This is a genomic window from Paenibacillus thalictri, assembly GCF_004307995.1.
GTDB lineage: Bacteria > Bacillota > Bacilli > Paenibacillales > NBRC-103111 > Paenibacillus_AF > Paenibacillus_AF thalictri.
In genome coordinates this window covers 63,801-85,658 of record NZ_SIRE01000024.1, presented here as the reverse complement: position 1 = coordinate 85,658, position 21,858 = coordinate 63,801, and the positions used below count along the sequence as shown (strand labels likewise).

General features: G+C 53.4%; 16 protein-coding genes. 2 read left to right on the top strand and 14 right to left on the bottom strand.

From position 1 onward, the window contains the following. Positions 1-92: 92 nt before the first annotated feature. The 6 genes from EYB31_RS29110 to EYB31_RS29085 all read right to left on the bottom strand — a co-directional run bounded on the left by EYB31_RS29110 (position 93) and on the right by EYB31_RS29085 (position 6,778). Positions 93-1,316, bottom strand: coding sequence for an MFS transporter (locus EYB31_RS29110; protein WP_131017000.1), 1,224 nt, complete (start codon positions 1,314-1,316; stop codon positions 93-95). A gap of 115 nt (positions 1,317-1,431) precedes the next feature. Continuing rightward, positions 1,432-2,547, bottom strand: coding sequence for a glycosyltransferase family 4 protein (locus EYB31_RS29105; protein ID WP_131016999.1), 1,116 nt, complete (start codon positions 2,545-2,547; stop codon positions 1,432-1,434). Between the two features lie 87 nt (positions 2,548-2,634). Then, a complete protein-coding gene (locus tag EYB31_RS29100; protein ID WP_165452679.1) occupies positions 2,635-3,552 on the bottom strand; it encodes a nucleoside hydrolase in 918 nt (305 codons plus the stop codon). Between the two features lie 22 nt (positions 3,553-3,574). Next, a complete protein-coding gene (locus tag EYB31_RS29095; protein ID WP_131016997.1) occupies positions 3,575-4,537 on the bottom strand; it encodes a carbohydrate ABC transporter permease in 963 nt (320 codons plus the stop codon). Continuing rightward, positions 4,534-5,418: a carbohydrate ABC transporter permease gene (locus EYB31_RS29090; RefSeq protein ID WP_276322102.1), complete on the bottom strand. Its 885-nt coding sequence runs from the start codon at positions 5,416-5,418 to the stop codon at positions 4,534-4,536. Before EYB31_RS29090 ends, EYB31_RS29095 begins: the two co-directional genes overlap by 4 nt. Positions 5,419-5,491: 73 nt before the next feature. Next, positions 5,492-6,778: an ABC transporter substrate-binding protein gene (locus EYB31_RS29085; RefSeq protein ID WP_131016996.1), complete on the bottom strand. Its 1,287-nt coding sequence runs from the start codon at positions 6,776-6,778 to the stop codon at positions 5,492-5,494. Between the two features lie 306 nt (positions 6,779-7,084). Between EYB31_RS29085 and EYB31_RS29080 the strand changes: the two genes are divergently transcribed. Further along, positions 7,085-7,609 carry a P-loop nucleotide/nucleoside kinase family protein gene (locus EYB31_RS29080; RefSeq protein ID WP_170318281.1) on the top strand — a complete coding sequence of 175 codons (525 nt, stop codon included), beginning with the start codon at positions 7,085-7,087 and terminating at the stop codon, positions 7,607-7,609. Between the two features lie 84 nt (positions 7,610-7,693). Here EYB31_RS29080 and EYB31_RS29075 read toward each other — a convergent pair whose 3' ends face one another. The 4 genes from EYB31_RS29075 to EYB31_RS40405 all read right to left on the bottom strand — a co-directional run bounded on the left by EYB31_RS29075 (position 7,694) and on the right by EYB31_RS40405 (position 13,967). Continuing rightward, a complete protein-coding gene (locus EYB31_RS29075; RefSeq protein ID WP_131016994.1) occupies positions 7,694-9,622 on the bottom strand; it encodes a glycoside hydrolase family protein in 1,929 nt (642 codons plus the stop codon). Positions 9,623-9,807: 185 nt separating this feature from the next. After that, positions 9,808-11,631, bottom strand: a complete 1,824-nt coding sequence (locus EYB31_RS29070; protein ID WP_131016993.1) for a response regulator transcription factor — start codon at positions 11,629-11,631, stop codon at positions 9,808-9,810. Then, the gene (locus tag EYB31_RS29065) at positions 11,628-13,421 is read right to left on the bottom strand and encodes a cache domain-containing sensor histidine kinase (RefSeq protein ID WP_165452678.1); all 1,794 of its coding nucleotides are present in this window, start codon (positions 13,419-13,421) and stop codon (positions 11,628-11,630) included. The genes EYB31_RS29070 and EYB31_RS29065 overlap by 4 nt, the downstream gene beginning before the upstream one ends. A gap of 375 nt (positions 13,422-13,796) precedes the next feature. Next, positions 13,797-13,967, bottom strand: coding sequence for a hypothetical protein (locus EYB31_RS40405; RefSeq protein WP_165452677.1), 171 nt, complete (start codon positions 13,965-13,967; stop codon positions 13,797-13,799). 219 nt (positions 13,968-14,186) lie between these two features. Between EYB31_RS40405 and EYB31_RS29060 the strand changes: the two genes are divergently transcribed. After that, a complete protein-coding gene (locus EYB31_RS29060) occupies positions 14,187-15,581 on the top strand; it encodes a stalk domain-containing protein (protein ID WP_131016991.1) in 1,395 nt (464 codons plus the stop codon). Here the strand turns inward: EYB31_RS29060 and EYB31_RS29055 are convergent. Genes EYB31_RS29055 through EYB31_RS29040 form a run of 4 tightly spaced genes read right to left on the bottom strand, consistent with a single transcriptional unit; the run spans position 15,565 to position 21,804 of the window. Beyond that, positions 15,565-15,828: a hypothetical protein gene (locus EYB31_RS29055; RefSeq protein WP_131016990.1), complete on the bottom strand. Its 264-nt coding sequence runs from the start codon at positions 15,826-15,828 to the stop codon at positions 15,565-15,567. The two genes, EYB31_RS29060 and EYB31_RS29055, sit on opposite strands and share 17 nt — an antisense overlap. A gap of 4 nt (positions 15,829-15,832) precedes the next feature. Continuing rightward, positions 15,833-18,358, bottom strand: a complete 2,526-nt coding sequence (locus tag EYB31_RS29050) for an alpha-mannosidase (RefSeq protein WP_131016989.1) — start codon at positions 18,356-18,358, stop codon at positions 15,833-15,835. Positions 18,359-18,390: 32 nt separating this feature from the next. Further along, positions 18,391-20,697 (bottom strand): helix-turn-helix domain-containing protein, encoded by a 2,307-nt coding sequence (locus tag EYB31_RS29045; RefSeq protein ID WP_131016988.1) that lies wholly within the window; start codon positions 20,695-20,697, stop codon positions 18,391-18,393. A 57-nt stretch (positions 20,698-20,754) separates the two neighbouring features. Then, the gene (locus EYB31_RS29040) at positions 20,755-21,804 is read right to left on the bottom strand and encodes an oligogalacturonate lyase family protein (protein ID WP_131016987.1); all 1,050 of its coding nucleotides are present in this window, start codon (positions 21,802-21,804) and stop codon (positions 20,755-20,757) included. Positions 21,805-21,858 lie beyond the last annotated feature (54 nt).

The following is a 21,858-nucleotide window of genomic DNA, read 5'->3' as shown; positions in this document are numbered from 1 at the left end:
AGCGAACGCTGGCGCTTCTCCAGAATGATTTCGCTCACTTAAGCTACTTTTTCAGTGGCCTCCTTTTTCGGCTGGCCTTTTTGTAGCGTAAATTACATCGATACGGTACGATCGGTTTCCTGACGCTGCGGCCAGCCTATTTTGCGCAGACCGACGGTCGCGGCGATGCCCAGCAAGGCAAGTCCATTAAGCAGGAATACAAGCGGGATGGATAACACGCCGCCCAGAAATCCGCCCAGCAGCGGACCAAGCATATTGCCCATCTGCATGGCGGATTGGTTTAAACTGAAGGCGCGCCCACGAAACGACGGATCGGTCGACTGCACGATCAGCGCGTTAAGAGCCGGGAATACGGCGGCAAAAAACAACCCGTAGCAAAATCGCAGCACGCCGAAACCGACCAGATGGTGAATGGCCAACTGCAGCAGGTTGCCAATGGCTCCGCCTAACAGACCGATACAGAGCACCTTGCCGAAGCCCAATTTTGTCCCTGCCTTGCCCCAGCGGGGAGCGGCAATAATCGTAGCAATGCCTACCGCCGAGAAAATGATGCCCGAGCTCAGCGATGCCGTTCCTTTGCTGCCGCCAAGCTGAATGACATAAATCGTCAGCAGCGGTTCAATCAGCATCACCGATGTCGATGTCGCCGTAACCATGCCTAACGTCACCATCAGCTTGCGGTTGGATACGGCATCCTTCAAATCGGCCAGCACGTTTGAACGTTTGGACGAACGGTTAAAATTCGTCTCTTTCGCCCATAACAGCGCTATCAGAAACGAAAATGAAACAAGGCCGGCGGCGAATAAAAACGCTTCCCGATTGCCGATCCAATGACTGACCACCCCGCCGATCAACGGCCCGATAATACTTCCCGTTGCTGTCGCCGTCGACATGACGCCCAGCGAATAACCGACGTGTTTTTCCGGCGTGTTGGTCGCTACAAGCGCAATCGCCGAGGGCACGTATCCGGCCAGCATGCCCTGGAATAGCCGGATCACCAGCAGCTGGTACGGATTTTGCACGAAATAGGTAACAAAATACAAAAGGGCCAGAAAAAATCCGGACCTCAACAGCATCGGCCTGCGGCCGTATTTATCGGCGAGCGAACCCCAATAAGGCGCAATGAGCGCGCTTGCCAAAAAAGTTACCGCAAAACTTACTCCCGACCATGTTTCCAAATTGTTTTCCACATGCAGCTCATCATGCAGAAAGATCGGCAGAAACGGAATAACGACCGAAAATGCGGTGCTGCAAAAAAATACACCTGTCCAAAGAACAAACAGGTTTTTCTTCCAAGAATATTGCTCCTCTGCCATGCGGTCACATCCCATCGCCATAATTTCCTCTATAGGTATTATGTTCCTCTCTCCCGGAAAAGCAAGTCAGTCCGGTAAAGCAAAAAAACCGCCGAAGAGTTTCGGCAGTTCTTTTTCAGCCTTTTTTCATTTCCAAAACCTTTCTAAATGCCGCTCCAGCCCGGTTCCACGACCATCTTTTCATATCAGCCCGGCCCTTCATGCCTTTCTTTTTGCAGAGCTCAGGATGCAGGTATGCAAATTTCATCAATGATTTTAAGCTGGACACGTTCGCTTCCGCCCACCGTTGACCCGCCCCGGAAAATAAATGACGGAAGGGTCGCGCGATCGCATGTTTGCTGTTCATGCTAGTCAGGGGACTTTGCAGCTTGTAATTAATGAGAAATGAATTTCCGCCGTTCAAAAAATCCGTATGTCCGCCCCAGCCTGTAGCTATAACGGGAACCCCGCTGGATAACGACTCCAGGAAAGGCAGCCCCACTCCTTCCCCTCTTGTCGGGAGCACAAATGCGTTACCCAGCGTATAAATGCCTTTCAGTTGTCCGGCACTCATACTTCCCGTGATCACAGCAATCGGCGCTGTGCTCTTGCGAATACCAAGTTTTTTCTTATAACTTTCGATTCGGCTGCGGATCCATTGTCCCGTCTCGTAGGGTGCATATCCGTTCGTTTTAATGACAAGCAGCACTTTATCGGCGGCCGAAAACTGCTCCCAATACGCCCTCAACAGTGTCTCCGGGTTTTTCCGGTGCTGAAAGCCAAATACGGAGACGAATACAAAACGTCCTTTTGCGGCGGGAAGATTGTATTTTTTATTTCCGGGTTTGAATATTTCGGTATGGACCCCGTGCGGGACGATATGGACAGGCACCTTGACGCCGCTTTGCCGCATCGCCGTTTTATTATGCAAACTCGGTACGCATACAGCGTCGAACTTGTTGATTTTCGGCACCCAGGTCCGCGGAATTCGTGTCGTTTCCCAAACCGTATTTAAGATGACCCGGCCGAAGTTTTTACGATCCCGCTTCATATCCCATCTTTCAGGCAATTGGTGATAGATCAGCACTTTCGTTTTTTTTAATCCATCCTTCTGCCAATGCCCGGTACCGGCCACTTCGACCCTGACGCCCACACCTTGTCTCCGCAATGCGGAAACGTATTCTCTGCTGGCGATTCCAAGACCCGAAGCCCGCTTGACGGGACCTCTCCAAACCACCTGTATGTTTGCCATCGTACCGCACCTTTACGCATAGTTGCTTTGTTTCATCCATGATACTTTCACTAAGAGCAAAAAGTGCGGGCGGATATCCCGGATGCCTCAACATATTGTGCTCATCAGCAGCTCCAGCACCTCCCGCTCCTTGACTCCGACGGTCACCTCGGCATTCGCGGCGGCGCCGGCGATCGGCACCGTCACCCCGCGGGTATACTCCCCTTTCGTCTCGACACGCACATGCATCGCTTCCGTCTCGTATAAATCCCGCCTGTAGCTCCATATCACCGGAGCGATATCAAACATGACAGGGCCGGGCTTATTCGCTTTATAAGGCCGCCACAGCTCGATGCAGCGGGTCAGGAAGCGGCAGTGGTCGCTGTCTTGGTCGCGGATTCGCCGGCATAAGTCTTCCGTTATGACGACCCGCCTCGTGATATCCCATGTCCCCACAAACAACGGCACGCCGGATTGAAACACAACTTCGGCCGCCCGGTCGTCCCAAGTCATGTTATGCTCCTGTCGAAAAACGTTCACTTCTCCGCCCATCATCGCGATAAACTTCAGTTTGCCCGCAATGGACGGCTGGCGGCGCAGCGCCGACGCTATATTGGTCAGCGGGCCTAACGTAATAAGGCCGATCTCGCCGGGATACCGCTCGACCGTGCGGACGATCAGTTGGACGGCGTCGTCTGCGGAGGTTCCTCCCGCCGCATCCAGCCATTCGTCGGCCGCCGCCGCATGGTTAAGCACATACCCGGCATTGTCGGTCATGTGATACAGCTCGCTTTCGCTAAAGCTGCGCATCGGCAGCGACATTCCCGCCCCGGACGGAATATGCGGCTTGCCAAGCGAGTTCAGCAGGGCCCTGACGAGCTTCTCCCGCCGCTCGGGGAACGTCGTCACCGTCGTGATCGCCTTGACGTCAAGCTCCGGACGGAGCAGCGCAAAAGCGATCGCCAGCAGGTCGTCGATGTCGTCACCCGGATCGGTATCGATAATCACTTTTTGTGCCTGAATCATATACATTAACTCCTTTACCCGGCTATCCTTTGAGCGCTCCGCTTGTCAAACCGGAAATGATATGCCGCTGCATGAACAAATAAAACACGACGGACGGCAGCAATATAATGACCATCGTCGACAGCATCGTCGGCCAATCATTCGTAAATTCACCGACGCCTTGAAATATTTCCAGGACCAGCGTCATCGATTTTTTGGAATGGAGAAATAAATACGCAAACATAAAGTCATTCCAGATCCACATCGATTCGAAGATAATTACCGTGACTGTGACCGGCTTCAGCAGCGGAAACACGATTTTCCAGAAGCCCTGCCATAACGAGCAGCCGTCGATTGTCGCCGCTTCCTCCAGCTCGCGCGGTACCGTCTTCATAAAACCTTGGTACATAAAAAACGAAAACACGCATTGCGCCGAATAAATCAGCATCAAGCCGCCGATTTGATTGACGAGGCCCAGCTTTTTAATGATGATGAACAGCGGCACCATCGTTGTCTGCAGCGGCACCATAAAGCCGATCAGGAAATAAGACAGAAGCCCTTTTGTCCAGCCGTTTTTGATGCGGGATACAGGGTATGCCGCCATCGCGCCGAACAAAACGATCAGCGTGACGGAGACCACCGTGATCAATAATGAATTGGTAAAAGAAACGGACAAGTCCATCTTGCGGAACGCTTCGGCGTAATTGGCCAGCGTGATCTGCTTGGGCAGTGTCAGCGGGCTGCCGGTCAGCTCGGTTCGCGTTTTTAACGTATTCAGCAGCACGAAATAAAACGGAACAATCGCCACAGCGGCCAGAACCAGCATCACAAGCTCAACCAGCAGCATCCCTGGGCCATAGCGGCCTGTTCCGCGAAGCATTGCAGTGAACGAGGCAGCACCGCCTTTTGATGTTCTTGAGCTTTGCTTGTGCTGCGCATTCGCCGTTTGACCGCTTGCGCCACGCTTAGTTCCCGGTTCCGCTTGAGAGTTTAAGAATCGCTTCATTCCAGCCGCTCCTCTCTGCGCCGCATCAGCGTATGCTGCACTGCCGCGATAACAAAGATGATGAGAATAAACAGCACCGCCATCGCGGCCGACCGGCCAACCAATTTATCGTTGATCCCCCGCTCCATAATGATTTGCGTCAGCAGCGTGGTCGCGTTACCCGGACCGCCGCGAGTGAGAGCGAACGGTAGTTCGTACACCTTCAAGCTGTCGATCGTTGTCAGCATGACACTGATTGTCATGCCCGGCGCGAGCAGCGGGAACGTGATGTGGCGGAATTGCTGCCAACGGCTGGCTCCGTCAATGCTGGCAGCCTCGTAATAATCTTTTGGAATGCTCTGCAAATTAGCGATATAAATACAGCTGTGCCAGCCGGTCAGCCGCCAAACCGATACGAGAATTAGCGATATCATCGCCAATTGGTAATCGGACAACCAGTTCACCTTGGGCAGCCCGGCGCCTTGCAGAAGTTTGTTTAATACACCGTTAGCGGTCGGGTCCAAAATAAACAGCCAAATGTAGCCGATGATAAGCACGCTGGGCACGGACGGGAAAAAAAACACGGCCCGCAGCAGATGCGACGACTTCAGCGCGCTGTTCAGCACAAGCGCCAGCGGAATCGCCAGCCCCGTAATAAGCAGCGTATTGACGACGGCAAACACAAACGTGTTGCGGAACGCCCCCACTATGGCATCGTCCTGGAATATAGCGAAATAGTTTTTCAATCCGACAAAATCGAAATCGGGAGCGTAACCGTCCCAATTCGTAAACGAATAGCCGAAGCTCATGGCGAGCGGGACAATCCGGATGAGCGTATATACCCCCAAGGCAGGGAGAATAAACAAGATGCAGTGCAGGATGAAATGTTTCTGCCTTATCAAACGGGCCCCTCCCTTGTGTGATGCAGTACCCGGACAATGCGCCCGGGACGTTAATATTGCGCCGCTTTGGCGGTTACTTGTTCGAGAGATCCTTGCGTTTCTTGTCCATTCGCTTCGGAACGTCTTCCGGCTTCGCTCCGCCGGCCAGCACGTCCTGCGACGCTTTGATCATCTCATCGAGGACGGAGGCTGACAGCTCGCCGAAAAAGTTTTGCGGCAAATACAGTCCGATTTCGTTGTTCGAGTACATCTTGTTGAACTGCTCCAGCACCGGATTCACTTCGTATTTCACGCCGGGAATGCCGACCATTTGTCCGGTCATTTTCTGGTAAGGCGTAATCCCGTCTTGGGTTCCGATAAAGTTCAGGAATGTCAGCGCTTCTTCTTTATGTTTCGTTTTTGCTCCGACCGCAATGCCGACGTTAACGGCGCCGTACAAATATTTCGTGCCCGGCTCGGTGCCGACGAGCGGGAAAATGCCGACCTGCAGGTTCGGATTGGCTTTGACGATTTTGCCGAGGTGATCGGCGTTGCCGACCAGCATCGCCACTTTTTCCGATGCGAAATCGTTGATGAACTGCTCGGAGCCTACACCCAACAGATCCTTGGAGATGAGCCCCGCTTGCACGACGTCGTTGTACCACATTTGGAACGGTATGGTCCAGCCGTCTTCATATTTCTTTTTACCGTCGATGACCTCTTGGTCGAAGCTCGGATTTTTGCTGATCACGTCGTTTAAGAAAATGCCGTTGGCGAGTGTCCACAGGAAAGTGCCGCGTTCGATCAGCGGAGTCATACCGGCTGACTTGATTTTTTTCATCACGTCAACGAACTCGCTCCATGTTTTCGGCGGCTGTACGCCGGCTTTTTCGAACATCTTTTTGTTGTAGAGGATACCGCCGGCCCATGCGTCAGGGGCGAAGCCATACAACTTATCGTTGTATTTGTACATTTCCAAATTCGTTTTGTTCAAGTTTTTGAACACCGGTTGATCGGAGATATCCAGGGCGTAGCCGTTTTTGATCAGGTCAAACTTGTTTTCCGCGCTTAAGTAGAACAGATCCGGCGTCTCTCCGGCTACGGTAAGCACTTTCAGCTTTTCGTTGTAATCTTTGACCGGCGGAGCGAACTGCAGGTCGATTTTGATGTGCGGGTATTTCTGGTTAAACGCCGCAATGACATCTTTCATGCTGTCCGCATTGTACCAGGACAAAAACGACAGCGTGACTTCCTTCGGTTTGGCCGCACCGTCAGCCGCCCCTTCTTTTGGTTTGCCGCCCGCATCGCCGCTTCCGCAGCCGGATAACACGGCCGCAGACAACATAAGCGTTGCCGTCGCGCTTGCTACGATCTTTTTCATGATTGCAACCCCTTTTTTTGAATTTCCTTCTCGTACATTCGCAAAAATGTGCGGTTGTCAGCAGCTGCCGCACAGACACCACATTTGCTTCCTTTATGACGGGAGCTCAACATGCCGGCTTATTGAAGCTCCTATATTCAGTGTAAAAAAATAAGGCGTTCGCTTAAATGCCGTATGCTATGATCTTTTGCGTAATATTCTCCGGGTTCCCCGCATCGGGTTGCCAGAATTCGCCTTTTGATGAGATAATTTGTGAAGAAACCTGATCTTAAGCATAGTGAGGTGAGTCATATAACCAGCAATCAAATGAAAACCGTTTACATATTATCCGGACCCGCCGGAGTCGGTAAATCGACGACAGCCGAAGCGCTCACTAAAAGCTTGAACCACAGCGCTTATATTTCCGGCGATGATGTCAGCCATATGCATATCGGCGGACGCCAAAAACCATGGGAAAGTGAAGAGGAGCTGCGCTTAATTTGGAACAACATCTTAAGTCTGGCGCGCAATTTCGTTCAATTCGGCAACGATGTCGTCATCGATTACGTTACCTTTCCCCAGGAAGCGTCGTGGCTTCGGGAAAAGGTTAGAGATTTGCACGTCCGTGTTGTTTATGTGGTGTTATGGACAGACCCTGAGACACTCCTCTCCAGAGACCAAATGAGAATACCCGAGCATCGAATGAGAGAACGCTGTCTTATTTTAATCGAGGAATTTAAGCAGTCCGATCTTAACGCCAAACATCTGCTTGATACCGGTTCATTCACGACCGCACAGATGAATCAATACGTTGAAGAGATCAAGAACAACTCCGGTTTCGAACTGGCATAATGCCGGAAATACACGGCAGGTTAAATCAAACGAACCCAAACGGGACCTGATTGTCCAACTCTTTCAGCAAGCGTCTACACGCATCTATTTGTTTCCCATCAGCACCGACCAGTCGTTTAAACCGCGCAGCACTTCCAGCCGGAAAGCGGTCGGCCAAGCGACAAGCCACTGCGACACGCCAAAGTATTCGCCCCACCGCGTATGCCAGCGGGTATGGCAGATGCCCTCGTCTTGCCCGCCGGGCGGCCTGACGTGACCGCTCACGGACAATGCGCCGTCCGAGACAAACGCCGTGGCGTTCGCCCAAGCGGCCAGCGCCCGCTGGCGCCACGTATCGTCGCCGGTCCAAGCGGCCAGCCGCAGCCATTCCGGCACAATCGCCACTGCAAAATGGTCGATATGATGATGTTGAGCGGAAACCGTCGTGCCGCCAAACGAATCGTATCCGTGCTCATGCAGCACGCTGCCTTCCGGGAAATGAATCGAGTGATGCAATTGCCAGCTGGCGATGTACCATGAAGCTTGTACGGCCCCATCCAAATACGCCGACTCCCGCGTCAGCTCGAACAGCTCCAAACCCGCCCTCAGCAGCGGAATGGCCGATTCCTTGTCGATGCAATACGTATCAAGCGCTCCGGCCGTAGAATAGCCGTTGGCGATAAATTCGCCGATGTAGTAATGGTAACCGTCCTTCGCCGCATGGAGATAACGGCGATCGCCGGTGCGGCGATAAGCTTCCAGCAGCGGCGGAACAAGGTAACAGCCGATCGTCCCTTCCGGGTCGGCGATGCTGCCGTCGTTTCTCCACGCCTTGCCGAATCGGCCTGAAAACTCCTGTACGTGCACGGCAAAATCGCATATGCCCAGCGCGATCCGCTCGTATTGCGGGCGCTCTACTCCGCATCGGGCCGCAAGCCGGGCCGATTCGAAATATTGCAGCGCCGCCGTGCTTAAGTTGCAGGCGTCCTGCACTTCGGCTCCGCATTTCGCCGTATCGAGCGGGTAGCCGACGATGTGCTGGAAACGGCAACGGAACAAGCCGTTCTCAAGCGGCGCATGGGCCGCCCATGTGTCAAGGGCGGCAAGCCCCTTGGCGAGCGAGGCCTCATCCCCGCTTAGCACATAATGCTCGAGCAGTGAATTGGCCAGCGAAGCGTTTTGCCCGACCCAGCCGATCTCGTAAGGCCAATCGCGTTTTTGCACCCATGCCCCTTCATGCCAATGAAGCCCCCAGACGAACCCGCGGAAATCGCCGTCCTCCACCCACAAATAATCACGGGCATATGTGATGCCAAGTTCCCAAATTCGATCCGGCTCATGCCAAGCAGTTATTGGATGAACGTTTTGACGCCAGGCGACCTCGAGCAGTTTATGCCAGCCGTGCTTCGGCAGTTCAACCGGCTGCAGTACAACACACGCCACGGCTATAAACACATCGCCGGGCCGGCAAATCATCGTCCTTTCATACGCTTGCTCGTATTGATCCCTTGCGCAGTAAACCCGGGGACATTCGCATTCCGGCCAGATGAGCCGGTGCAAAGTCCGGTCGTTCTGCGCTTCAAGCGAACATGAGAAGCCAATCTGCTCGTTTCCGTTTTTGCTGACGGATACGCCAAATAAAGCCAGCGAGTCGGCATTTCCTTCCGAATAGGTCGCTCCGGCCACCGTTGTCCGGTGAGCGGCAAACGACCACGGTGTCACGCCATCCGTCAGCCCTTTTGGTTCCTTGCCTTGCCCCCAGCCGTTTCCGTCGTACGATACGCCGGGAATCATCGAATATCGGAGCGGATACAGCGCTTCCACTTCCATAAACAGTCCCGCCACATATTGATCCGTTTTGCCGGTATATACAAACGACCTTTCCCAACGGAATACTCCCGGCTCGGTTTGTTCCCATCGGTCGCTCGTTTGAAAATCCGGACGGCTGAAGCCAAGCACCGATGCAATTTTTTGCTCACCGCGCCAAAGTTCGCAGTTTCCATCATTCTCCGCGCAGCGGTACGTGCCGCTCATCGTTTGCGCCCCCTTATCGTTCCTTCAGGCGTCCGCGCTGCCGGACAAACCCGCCTTACGGCAGCTGGCTAACCCGCGTTTATTGCCGCCGTAAGATCATCTTTATTTTATGGGCCCGGGAGGTCCTCCGAAATGCGCGATACTATCAATCTTTGCTGCATATTACGTTACTTAGGTTACTTATTTCAGCTGCCGTGCAGCTTCCGGTACTGTGTTGTCGTCATCCCCGCCAGCTTGGAGAACAAGCGGGCGAAATGATATTCGCTGCTGTAGCCGATCAGACCGGCAATCTCATAATTTGTTTTATTGGTGTCGCGCAGCAGCTTTTTTGCCTGCTCCATCCGCAAATGAATGACGTAATCCCAGAAATTTTCCCCTGTCTGCTCTTTGTACATCTTGGAAAAATGATTTTTGCTGACCCCTATATAATCTGCCGTATCCTTTAAAGTAAACGGCTCCTCATGAAAATGCAGAAGCGCAAATTCCTTCGCTTTGCGGATCACCGCGTAGTTTTTGTTGCTGTCCATTAAGGCGCGCAGCGCCGAGCCGGCTTTCACCGCCAGCTCCTCCATGCCTTGTTCCAGGGAAGCGCAGCTTCTTCCGCCCATTAAGCCGTCAGGCATCATATCGTTAAACATCCGCACAAATTCCGGATCGATTGCGGCAAACTGCTCCTTCAACAAAGCGGACCATTCCTCGCAGAAACGGAACACGTCCTCGGGATGCACGCGCCGCTCCTTAAACTCGCTAAAAGCCTCCTGTACAAACTGCCGCAAATAATAAACGTTGCCCGTCTGAGCTTCCCCGCCGCCAACCCACTTGCGGGCGACAAATTCGCTGGGGGACCACCTAGGCGCCGCCGATGTGCCGCCGTACACGGCAATGGGATCATCTTGACCGCCGTACACCGCGATTCGTCCGGCTTGTACGCCGTATACGGCAACCAGCCCGTCGTGCTCATAAAACAGCGCAACCGAAGCTCGCCGCGCCTCATCGTAGGAACGCGGAAAGTCCGCCAATCCGCTTGCCGGACTGCCTACGCCGCATAGCAGCCGCTGTCCGTAGCGCGCCCGACACTGCCCGGCCAGCTGCCGCAGCCCCTCGACAAACCGCTGCCGCATGGCGTTTGGCGACGCTGCCGCCAGATCCGTGCCGGCTTGCGGACCGGCGCCCCCTTCATAAGAAGCGGCTGCCGGTTCATGCACAATCACCCACATCTTTGGTTGTTTGCCTGCCTTTATGAAGGTAACGCCATGCCGTTTCTGCAAAGTATCGGTCAAAAATTGCGTAAAATCCGTCTCATGCCGCGGTTCGGAGCGCCCCCTTAACGGCTCGAAGGCGATACAGGCGACCAGCAGCGGCATTGACCGTTTTTCACTTCCGCCAGCGGCGAACTGCGGCTGCCGGCTTGTATGTGCCGCAGCCGACAGCTTACGCTCTCCTTCGCTTGCGGCGTTTGCCCCGGTTGCCATCGATCGGCTATCGTTTGCAGCCTGCGGCGGGTTCGACAGACCGGCATTTGCCGCTATCCCCTCCGTCCCCTGCGCCTCCAGCTGATCAAGCAGCTTGTGGTATTCCCGCTCCATCTGAGTACGGCTTGCGGCAAATTCGGACTCCCGTTCGGTTTTGACGGCGAGCAAAATTTGCTCGAGCTTATCTTCATCGACAGGCTTGAGCAAATAAGCGTGAATGCCGTATTCGATCGCTTTTTGGGCATATTCAAATTCCGCGTAAGCGCTGAGTATGACGATTTTGACCTGCGAATCGTTTTTGCGCACCTCCCGGATAAACGCGATGCCGTCCATGATTGGCATACGGATATCAACCAAAACGACATCCGGCCGCGTCATCCGGTACAGATCAAGCCCTTCCCGGCCGTCAAGCGCCGTTCCGGCAATACGGTAGCCGAGCGCCTGCCAATCGAGGACTTTTTCCAGAAGCCTGAGGTTCGTCTCTTCATCGTCTATGAGAATCGCATTTAGCATATCGTCACTTAAGCCTCCATTCATGTCCGTTCTCCCGCGGCAATCGGCAATGTCAGCTTCACTTCCGTGAAAACGCCCTGCTCGCTGCTTACGGAGATACCGTAATCGTTTCCGTATTTCAAATGAATCCGCTGCAGCACATTCAGCAGACCGATGCTGCCGCCGTCCTCTTCCAAGCCGCCGGCCAGCCGCTCACGCAGCCGCTTAAGCTGCTCTTCGCCGATTCCTTTGCCGTTGTCCCACACCGAAATATCGACCGCCATGCCGTTTCGGCTTATAACAATGCGCAGCAGTCCTCCCGACCGCGTATCGCTGAAACCATGAACGATTCCGTTCTCCACAACCGGCTGCAAAATCAGCTTCGGAACTTGCATCGCCAGCAGCTCATCCTCCTGCACCTCGCATACATACTCGAATTTGCCTCGGAACCTGCGCTGGTAAATGTCAGTATATTTGCCGATGTAGGCCAGCTCTTCGCGCAACGCGACAGGTTCGCTGCGCCCGTACATCGGATATCGCAGCAAATCGCCCAGCGTTGTCACAAGCGTGCTCACCTCGCGGTGATTTTCGAATACCGCCTCCGCTTTCACAAGCTGCAGCGTATTGTACAGAAAATGAGGGTTGATCTGGTTCTGCAGCTCCTTGAGCTCGGCTTCCTTCTGCTTCAGATTGGAGACGTATACTTCGGAAATCAGCTTGTTGATTTCGTACACCATGCCTTCGAACCGCTGGCCGATCACAGCGATTTCCCCTTGTCCGTAATCAACCTGCCTGCTGCTCAAATCGTGCGTTTGCACTTTTTTCATCCGATCGATCAGCGTCTTAAGCGGTTTCGTAATTTGCCGGGAAATCAAAAAGGAGATTAACACGATAAACACAAACCCAAGCGCAAGGATCAAATACGTAATCGCGCGGTTCTGTCCGGCCGCTTTCGTCAAATTGGCGTAAGGGATATCGCCGACCAGCATCCAGCCGGTAATTTTCGATTGGTTGTAAATGATCAGCTGCTCCTCGCCGTCCAGCTTCATCTTAAACGATCCGGTTCCTGCAGAACCGTCCGCCGATAACCGGCCCAGCAGTTCGAAGCTGATCACGCTGCCGATCATGGCGCTGTCGGGATGCACGATGATGGTGCCCTGCTCGTCCACCATATAGATGTACCCGCCTGCACCAAGCGACAGCGATTCGAAAATTTCGCGGAACTTTTGCAAATTGATATCACACAAGACGTAACCAAGCACCTTCGTGTTCTCCTCAATCGGCAGCACCGCGGAAATGACCTTATCTTTGGAAAAAGCGCCGACATAATAGCTGCTGGCATGGGTGGTGACAAACTGGATGCCTTTCTGGTCTTTAGCGATGATCGCTTTCAGCCAATCGGATTGCAACAGCGGATTCGCTTTTGATATTTCATCGGCGGAGGCGATATTGTAAACAAAGCCGTCCCGGCTGACGAGAATAATGTCCTTGATATACGACTTGAACTGGTTGATATTGCGCGTAAAATCTTCCAAAATGCGCTGCATGCCAAGCCGGTCTACCCATTCCGACGTCGTGTAATCCCGCAAAATATGAATGACGTTTGGGTTGCGCGCCATCATGATCATCGGTGTTTTAATGTCGGAGAGATAGAAGTCGGCGTTAATCATCGCCTGGGCCATAATTTTTTGCGTTTCCTGGACCATCTGCTGCTCAAGCGCCTTTGAAAACATCCGGTACGTAATCGTGCCGATCAAAATAATGACAATGGCAAACAACACGGAGAAATAAACGATCATTTTATTACCGATGGAATAAAACCGAAGTTTTTTCAAACCACGAAAACGCCCCATTTTTTGGAACCAATATTCCGGCATACGCTCTCCCCTGTACGGTTTTTGTTTTTACAAAATTATATCATCCGCAAGCCGGCTGTAAAGCGTTCTCATCTCGTCTATCCGGCCTCATGGCCGTTTATATGAATCACGAAAACGCCAGACTCCGTAAAATAAGGTTTAGGTTGATCAAGAAATTAAAACAGCGGCAGCCATAGACGAGAAAAAACGTCCTGGACTGTCGCTGTTTCATTGAACCAACGTATCCGCTAGCGTAATAAGATTTAGAGCACTCACCGCGAGTTGGCGGGCTTCCGAAATAAACCGGGCAGTTAAGCTACCTGATACTTCATAATAGGCGCGAATATGTGCGGGTCATCCATCGTTACGTAAGCCCCATGCGGCGATCCAGGCAATCAAGACGCTGCCGGATGCCGCCAAAAATGCGTCCGAATAATTCACGGCGTCCAAGGTGTACAACGGATTCCAGGATTCAGAAGCTTCTTGGCGGCCAGACAGCAACTGAAAATAAATTTTATTTTTCAAGAGGCACAATCATCTGCTTTCTTCTCCGTAACGATCACCCCGCCCAAGCGGCTTTTTGACTGAGATTTCTATGTAAAAAAGAGCTGTATATAAACCATCGTAGTGAATGGATAAAGTGTATCAAGGGGCAAGTTTAGTTTATCAAAATATTCCTTGGCAGGAAAATACAACATTTTGTCGAAAACAACAATTCAAACATAAGGAGGCATAGATAACCGCATGAAGAATCATCAGCCATTATTCATTACCGCATTAGCGGTCGTCACGGCGATGTCCGTTATGCTTGGGGCGCCGTCCGCCCCCATTGAAGCAGCTCAGCATACTCCGGTCCGGATTGCCGCGGACGACAAAGCAAGTGAAGGGGCGGCAAGGGCGCTCCAATATTTAAACGAAGTGCGCAGCAAGACTGGCGTTCCGTCTTTGCAGGTCGACAACCTGCTGAGCAAAGCGGCAAATCATCATGCAGCTTACTTGAAAACGAACAGTTTGACCGGGCATTCTGAGGAATCGGGATTGCCTGAATTTACGGGGGAAGGCCTATCCGATCGGGTTAAAATCGCGGGCTTCAACACGTTAAATAAGGGCATTTGGGAGGATATCGCTTACGGCGATATTGTGCCTGAACATGCAATCGCCCAGTTGATCGATGCACCGCTACACAGAACATCACTGATTTATCCAGCTATGACCTTGTTTGGCTTCGGCTACAACAACCATGCATCTGTCGTCAACATGGCGAGCGCAGGGATTGCCAAAGCACCCGTCGTATATCCTTATGACGGACAAACCGGCGTAGGCATCGGATTTTACGGCAACGAGAACCCTAACCCTCTGGAAGGCTTCGGTATTGCCAAATCGGGGTACATCATTTCTTATGTCGGGGATATGGCATCCCCTAACGATGTTGCTGCGTCGATCACAGACAGCAGCGGTCATGCAGTGGACTTTTTTAAGCTGAAACAAAGCAGTGTTGCTTGGCACCTTATCCCCAAGGAAGAGCTGCAATACAATGAAACCTATACCGTAACGGTGGAGCGCAAAACGTGGTCGTTCACTACCGCGCAAGATAAGCAGACTTTGGAGCAGCAGCAGACAAGCTGGCGTGAGATGGCCAAAGCGGAGAAAGAAGCGGAGAAACAAAAAGAGCTTGAGCTGGAGCGGCAAAAGATTATGAATTCGCAGGATGCGCCGCCACGGCAGTTCGACGAGACGGACGTCGGCATCCGCATTAACGGCAAATATGTCGATGTCGAACCTAGAGCCAAAGTGATTAACGGCAAAACCTTCATCCCGCTGCGCGGCGTGTTTGAAAAGCTTGGAGCTTCCGTCAGTTGGTCCCCGCCCCCATCAGGCGCCATATCTTCAACAGGCGAATCGGTGCCGGTCACCTCGCTAGGTTATGTGCGAATCATGAAAGACGCCAAGATGGTCAAATTATCCATTGGCGAAAACTACGCCACCGTGGGGTACAAATCCGTTAAACTGGAGGACGCGCCATTCATCTTGGACGATGCGACTTACGTGCCTTTAAGACTTGCCGCTGAAGCGCTCGGCGCGGAAATTTCGTGGGATGCCACGACGATGACCGCTTCGATTATTATGCTTGACCAATAAACCAAGTTTTAAAAAAGCCGGAGCGTCTTGCGAAATGCCCATTGTGCATGGGATTGCCCATTGTGGCCAGTTCGCTAGCCGTCCGGCTTTTTGATTTGCCGTTTTGCCGGCGAATCGCTTCATATGGCACCGTTCCTTGCTCCGCACGTGCGCCGCTTTCGTCGCCCGGGCTAAGTACTCCAGCCCGTTGTACATCTTCTTGCCGCGAAGATGCCCCGTTTAGCTTTGCCGCCGGTTTTACAGCCAAACCGTCACAGCTCCAACAAGTTGGTCTCCGCAATATCCAGTTTCGGGTCATACGGAATAAGGAACGTCTTGATCTCGCATGGGCCAAACGCCGCCGTCCATTTGCGGCCAAGCATCGGCACTTCGATGGCCCCCGCCGCAGGACGTCCGTCTGTCTCGTAGCAGCGTAAAATATAACCATCCGCTTCCTCCGCCTTCTTGAACGCGGTTGCGACAACGTGTTCGGATTCGATGCGGATGCCGCAATAACGCTGCGGCAAGTTCCCTTCGTGATACGTTTCGATGACGTAAGAGAGAGGTACGCCAAGCTCATACGCCTTTCGGACGACACCGGCGTCCTGCCAGCTTCCTTCGTGAGGGACAAGCGCGTAGGCGAATTCCTGAACGCCCTGGTCCATAAACTCGCACAGTTCGTCCCGCTGCCCATAATGATCGGCGAATATCGCGCCGCGCGCCACCGTCATCCGCAGCTCGCTGTCTTTGACGTCAAAGGCGTATTTGCCGTTGTTGAGCAGCGCCAAGCCGATCTTACAGCCGCTCGCGGGTGAGGTTCCCGAGATATCCAGCCATTGCTGGCCGGCCTCCTCTTCACCGTTTACCGGCCGCTCGATCGTACCGTACGGAATTTCATAAGTGGCCGTCGGCTGCTCAACATGGACGGGGAACGACAACTTGAGCATCTTGTGGCGCTCCTGCCAATCCAACTTCACTTTGACCTGAATGTCGGCGCTGTCCTTATGAAGCATAAAATCCTGCCGCAGCACCGAGCCGCCGTAACGGCTCGTCACACGCAAGCAGCCGCGGACCGGTCCTTCCTCGACAACGCTGATTTTGGCATCGGCAAACCGGCCCAACTCGTCGCGGAACGACCATTTGCCGTGCGCCCACGTATCGCAATCGTACTCGTCGATCACGACAGGCACGGCCCCTTTCCCGGACAACACATCAACGCCGGTTCGTTTGTCCGCGAGCCGCTTGATATAACCGGTATGCGACTCGATGTCCAGGCGAATGAAGCGATTCTCCAGCGACGTCGGCGTCACCGACAGTTCGGGGGCAGCCTCACGCACCTCTTCGAATTTCGCCTGCTCCCGGTATATCCAATAGACGCGGTACCCCATAGCCGGCACCTTGGCGAGAAACAACGTATCGTACTTATCGCCGCCGTTCGTGCGCGAGGCGCGTACCCGCTGAATCTGCTGAGGCACTTCGGCTTCATCGGTGACACCTTTCATCTGCTGCGGGATTTGCACCGGCGTCGTCACTTCCCAACTGTGCGGGTTAAACACGACAAACGGCACGCCGAGATCGTTTTGCTCCCACAACGTCCGGTCTTTGTCCCGGGTCAGCGAGACGATGCCCGGGCGCATCGTGCCGATGGACCACGATATTTTTTGCATCGCCGCATTCATCGATGCGGCGGCGATATACAGCGCGTGGCCGTAACTTTCTCTGGCATCCTGATACGCTTCCTTGATGCTGCAGCCGCCCATGATGTCGTGAAACTGGTTAAACATCACACTTTCCCACGCTTCCTGAAACCGCTCGTTGCGGTAAGGCAGCTTCAGCATATGGTGCGCCATAGTCGACCATTTCTCGGCGGTCAGCAGCCGGTGCTCGGCCTCGCGGTTGCTCGCTTTCGTCTCCGAATGAGCCGAATAACAGCCGCTGGCATGGTGCTGAAGATCGTCCTGCACGACAGGGAGCCGAAGCGCATGCTCGCCGCCTTTTTGCATAACCCGCTCGAAATAAGCGTTAGGCGAGCTTAGCTGTATCGCTTCCTGTCCCCACTTCTCCCTGGCGGCGCGAATATCGAGCAAATTGGCGATGGTTGGCCCGCCGCCATGATTGCCCACCCCGTAAAAGCACATCTGGTCCGTTCCTTGCTCCTCCATCGTTTTGCCGAGCGCTTCGATTTTTTCCGTTACGCCGTCGTTTGGACGGGTTGTGTAGCCAAGCGGGATACGGTACGCCAGCACCCGGCTGCCGTCCTTGCTTTCCCACCAGAACAAGTTCGACTCCATCGCTTTCTCATGCTGTTCAGGGCGCATGAACACATAGTATTCCATGCCGCTTTGCTTCAGCAGCTGCGGCAGCATCCCGTGATGCCCAAACGAGTCGACATTATAGCCAACCTTCGCCATAACGCCGAACCGCTCCCGGAAATAACGTTGGCTGTACAACGCATGTCTTGCGAACGACTCGCCGGAAGGCAAATTGCAATCAGGCTGAATCCACCAGCCACCAACGATGACCCACCGGCCCTCCGCCACCCGTTGGCGCAGCTCGGCGAACATTTCCGGCGCATTTTCCTCGACCCACCGGTAATATGCCGCCCCGGCGCATGTAAAAACGAATTCCGGGAACTCCTTCATCCGGTCCAGCGCCGAACGAAACGTCGCCTTAATTTCTGCATAACCCTCCTGCCATCTCCACAGCCATACGGGATCGAGGTGGGCGTTTCCGATCATATGAAGCACAAGATCGGCCGAACCTTCCGCATTGTCCGACGCTCGTTGTCCGTTATCCATGTTCACTCACTCCAGTCCCAGCTCGTATCTTTTTATTGGTTTTCGCCGGCGGTCTGGCGAACCTCCGGTTCATCCTGCTTCTTCGTCCGGCTGAGCTCCCGGTATTGCTTGGGTGTAATGCCCTCCAGCTTGCGGAAGTAACGAATGAAGTTTTGCGGTTTATTGTACAGCAGTTTCTCCGATATTTCCGTAATGGTCATGTTGGTTTCGAGCAGCAGCTGTTTGGCGATTTGCAGCCGGTGCCGCGATAAATAATCGCTGAAAGCAAAACCGGTTTCCTTGCGGAACACACGGCTGATATATTCAGGATGATAATTCAGCTTTGCCGCACATGACTCCAGCGTTAGCGGACCGTCGTATTCCTGGTGAATGATGGCGAGCATTTGATCGGAAATTTTCGTGTGCACCATTTCCCTGCGTTGATCGATAAATATCATCAGGGGACGCACGATCGTCGATTGCAGCCAACTTGCGATTTCGCGGGCTGACTTCAGGGCAAGTATCTCACCCGCGACCGATTTATTGTCCTGCGGCACCATGTCATACAGATTGCCGCCCTGCTCCTGAGCAAAACGCATCAAATCGGCCAGCAGCCTGATGAGCAGCATTTGAAATTCCTGCTGGCTGATCGCCTTGCGGGTAATAAACGCCAGAAATTCCTCCAGCAGTTCGAAACACCGCTCCTCTTCCAGCAGTTTAATATGGTCGAACAGCTCCTGCACGATTTGCTGCGGGTACGTGACCGGAGAATCGACAACTTCCAGATGAATGTCTTCCAAAAACAAAACGGACTGACGGCCCAGCCGCACGCTGTATGACAGCGCTTCCTTCGCTTCTTCGAAGCCTCTAGGCGCATCGGTCCATTTGGGGAACGGCGAACTGATGCCTGCGCTGATTTTCAGGTGCAAATATTCGTCTACGCTCCGCTGAATTTGCTCCGCCCATTCCCGCGCCTCATGCTTTAAGTCCTCCGCCGGCTCATGATGGTCGCCAAGTATGGTCGCCTGGAAGTCCCCCAGCACGATCGGATTGAGCCTGATCTTGCGGGGAACGATTTCGCCCGCCATATTGTTAATCGCAAACATAAGCAGATCGCGGTCGCGTTCCGTGTAGTTCGTTCCTTCCAGCGTATCGATGCGGATGCACAACACGCGCATCCGCTTCCAATCCGACAGCTCGCCGGACTCCAGCCGGGCCGCGATTTCCTGCGCCCTGGTCGCGCCCTGCAGCAGCCGGTGCGCAAAAAAATTCTGCGCCTGCTCTCTCATGCGGCTCTCCTTGCCCATCAGCGTATGCACATTTTTTTCGATCCAGTACAACTCATCCCGTTTCGCGGAGCTGCCGCGCATATCAGGCGCCGGCACAAGCTCATACAGCTTGCGGATGGGACTGTACAACCTGCGGGTTCCGACCAAAGAAGCGGCCAGAACAAGCAGCAGCACGATGAGACATATGGTCAGCGTGACCCAGCCGATCGCTTTTGACTCCTTAGTGATGTCGCTGATGTTTGTCTTGGATATATACGTCCAGCCGTTGTATGCCGATTTCCGAAACGTGATGCCGTATTTGTCGTCATCCGACTGGAACTGGCCCGCTTCCGCTTCGGCCTGCCGGATTGCCGCCATATTCGGCTCCCCGGACAGATCTTGGCCAATCCATTCCGAATTGCGCGCCGCAATAATCCGGTAGCGGTCGTCCAGTACAAACATGTCGCCGGATTCGCTGTCTTTCGGAATCATTTTGCCGATTTCCTGGCTGGGAAGGACCGCTACGAGCAAACCAAGCGGATGCACCGTATTGATCGGAATCGTCTTTACCGACGCCATGTTCCACAGCCGCGGGGCCGCTTCATTAACGAGCGGCGACCGCAGCAGCGACCAGAAAAACGGTTTGCCTCTGTCCGCATATTCCATAAAGACGGCGTTTAGCCCGCTGTCCCGAAGCGGCTCCTTGCCCCCGCTGCTCAAAATCCAGTTTTTTTCGAAATTGACCAAATAAACGTCCGTCAGCCCGTATTCGTAAAGCTGCAGCCGGTACAGCGATTGCATTAATTTGTCGTATGACTGATAGTCTTCACGGCCAAGCTCCTGTTCCATCGCGTCGATCACAAGCGACGAGTTGATAAGCTGAACCTGCGCGTTATCCACCATCTTAAGCTTCTGCTCGATCCGCAGCTGCGTCTGCTCGACGAACTCTCTGTCGCCGCGGTACGCCTTATCTAGAAGCAGTTGGGAAGACTTCGCATAGGAAAAATAACCGAGGGCAATCACGGGTATAAAACCTATCAGCATGCAGAACAAAAACAATCGTTTGAAATAAGTAAAGCGGCTGCTTTTCATGTTGCACCTCCAACTCGCAGAAACGGTACTTGGCGTGAAAGACTTTCCAACTCTTGATTAACGGGCGAGCTCCTCCCGCATGTCGTCCGGCACTTTGGCCATGTACACGTGCGGAATCCCGGTTGCATCCGAATTGTAGACGACCAGCTTGCCGTCCGGACTGAAAGAGGGATGCGGATGAGTCCATTGCGGGTGGCAGGAAGAGCTGTTCGGGTAACACAACACTTTGTGTTTCTTCGTCGCCACGTTCAGCAGATGGATCCCGTGGTCGGGCCAATTCGTGTCGGATACAAGCCATTGCCCGTCCATGCTGCAGGATCCGTGCCAATAATGCTCGCCGTTTGCAAACAGCTCGGCTGACTGCTCATGTTCTCCTCTGACCGCAATGCCTTGTTGTTCTTTTTCCAGGTTGGTCATAATCCGTTTTGTTCCGGCGATCCACATCCAATGTCCATTGCCATAAGGCAGCTCAAGCGGCCGGAAGTTGCCGCCGTCGCGGTCGATCAGCCAGATGTTCCGGTGAAGCCGGTCCGGCCCCTGCTGAAAAGCAACGGTGTTGCCTTCGGACGGTTCTACCTGCGTATGGGTAATATGCAACTCGCTTTCGAAAATAACTTCAGCTTCTTTCCCGTCCGTCGAATATCTCGCTATGCCGCGTTTGCCGTTCTTTAAGGTGGCTTCCACGAAATATTGCTTATCGTCATAGGTCATACTGGCCGACTCGGCGTCCGATGTCAGCGCATCCAAATAACCGATTGTCTCTTCCTCGTATGTGTCCATCGACACTCTGCGAAAATAACCTTCCGTTACATAATACAACCATTTCCCGTCGTAGGATACCGTTGCGCCGCGCACGTTGGGCCTATCGGTCAGCTGCACGAGCCCCATCCCATCCGTATTTACTTTAAATACGTCGATCTCCGAATCCCGCTTGGCGAATCGGTAGGAATGGAACACAAGTGTCTTCGAATCCGGCGTAAATGCGTTAAAATGAAAATAAAATTTGCTGTTCACCGTCGGAAACGCGGTCAGTTTCATAATGGAAACGCCCGTTTTGCTGTCGGTAAAAAACTGCCTTTCGGACGGGTAAGCTTGCCCCCTGGCCATACACGATCACTCCTTAAACATGTGTGATGTAAAAAGCATTCGACTTCTTAACGG

Bases quoted from the DNA above. Each gene is read 5' to 3' on its own strand.
- EYB31_RS29110 (WP_131017000.1), bottom strand. From the start codon at position 1,316: ATGGCAGAGGAGCAATATTCTTGGAAGAAAAACCTGTTTGTTCTTTGG.
- EYB31_RS29105 (WP_131016999.1), bottom strand. From the start codon at position 2,547: ATGGCAAACATACAGGTGGTTTGGAGAGGTCCCGTCAAGCGGGCTTCG.
- EYB31_RS29100 (WP_165452679.1), bottom strand. From the start codon at position 3,552: ATGATTCAGGCACAAAAAGTGATTATCGATACCGATCCGGGTGACGAC.
- EYB31_RS29095 (WP_131016997.1), bottom strand. From the start codon at position 4,537: ATGAAGCGATTCTTAAACTCTCAAGCGGAACCGGGAACTAAGCGTGGC.
- EYB31_RS29085 (WP_131016996.1), bottom strand. From the start codon at position 6,778: ATGAAAAAGATCGTAGCAAGCGCGACGGCAACGCTTATGTTGTCTGCG.
- EYB31_RS29080 (WP_170318281.1), top strand. From the start codon at position 7,085: ATGAAAACCGTTTACATATTATCCGGACCCGCCGGAGTCGGTAAATCG.
- EYB31_RS29075 (WP_131016994.1), bottom strand. From the start codon at position 9,622: ATGAGCGGCACGTACCGCTGCGCGGAGAATGATGGAAACTGCGAACTT.
- EYB31_RS29070 (WP_131016993.1), bottom strand. From the start codon at position 11,631: ATGAATGGAGGCTTAAGTGACGATATGCTAAATGCGATTCTCATAGAC.
- EYB31_RS29060 (WP_131016991.1), top strand. From the start codon at position 14,187: ATGAAGAATCATCAGCCATTATTCATTACCGCATTAGCGGTCGTCACG.
- EYB31_RS29050 (WP_131016989.1), bottom strand. From the start codon at position 18,358: ATGGATAACGGACAACGAGCGTCGGACAATGCGGAAGGTTCGGCCGAT.
- EYB31_RS29045 (WP_131016988.1), bottom strand. From the start codon at position 20,697: ATGAAAAGCAGCCGCTTTACTTATTTCAAACGATTGTTTTTGTTCTGC.
- EYB31_RS29040 (WP_131016987.1), bottom strand. From the start codon at position 21,804: ATGGCCAGGGGGCAAGCTTACCCGTCCGAAAGGCAGTTTTTTACCGAC.